The sequence below is a fragment of the Aeromonas sp. QDB23 genome (assembly GCF_027707745.1).
In the GTDB taxonomy this organism is placed as follows: Bacteria; Pseudomonadota; Gammaproteobacteria; order Enterobacterales; family Aeromonadaceae; genus Aeromonas; species Aeromonas allosaccharophila.
On the sequence record NZ_JAPCJA010000170.1, the window covers coordinates 1 to 725 of the forward strand.

1 pseudogene is annotated in these 725 nt (G+C 58.3%); it reads right to left on the minus strand.

What is annotated here, in order from left to right:
• Positions 1-649 (minus strand): annotated as a pseudogene (locus PG888_RS23020) (IS3-like element ISAs20 family transposase); the annotation flags it as partial.
• Positions 650-725: the final 76 nt, after the last annotated feature.

The following is a 725-nucleotide window of genomic DNA, read 5'->3' on the forward strand; positions in this document are numbered from 1 at the left end:
CTATCGGCACTCAGCTCAGGCCCGGCCAACCAGCGCTGGAGCGTGCGCAGACTCAGCCCCAACACCTCGGCCGCAGGATGCTTGCGGGCGCCAGCTTCAAGCGCTTCGCGCCACCATGCAACGTATTGCTGCCGCTCTGGCAACGAGGTCAGTTGTCCTCGTCGACGTTGCTCCAGTAGGCATCGAGCTTTTTTTGCAATATCAGCAGAGCTGCCGCCTCGGCCAGGGCCTTGTCTTTGCGCCGCAGCTCTTGCTCCAGTTGCCGGATACGCTTCTTGTCCGCTTTGGCCTGTGCCTTCTCCGCCTGTTGTAAGGTACGAGCGGATTGCTGGCCCAGAATACAGGCTTGGCGCCATTGCTGGACTTGCTCGGGATAGAGACCCTTACGGCGGCAGTACTCACTGAGTTCAATCTCGGAAAGCGCAGCGGTTTCCAGCACGACGGCGAACTTGGCCTCGGCGGGCCATTCATCGGTCAGTTTGTTGTCCCCGGGCACAGGAGACCCTCCGTCTTTGGCGTGTTTGCGCCAATTATACAGAGTGACCTCGCTGATGTTTTCCTGCCGAGCCAACTCGGCCACCGACATATTGATGGGCGGCAGCAGCTTCTTGAGCAAAGCAGCCTTGCGCTCACTTGAATAACGAGCCATTCGACACTCTTTATCCGCCCCCGGTCTTCACATTTAGATTATTCAGATTAGGCGACAACTATTCTGACACCGGGGG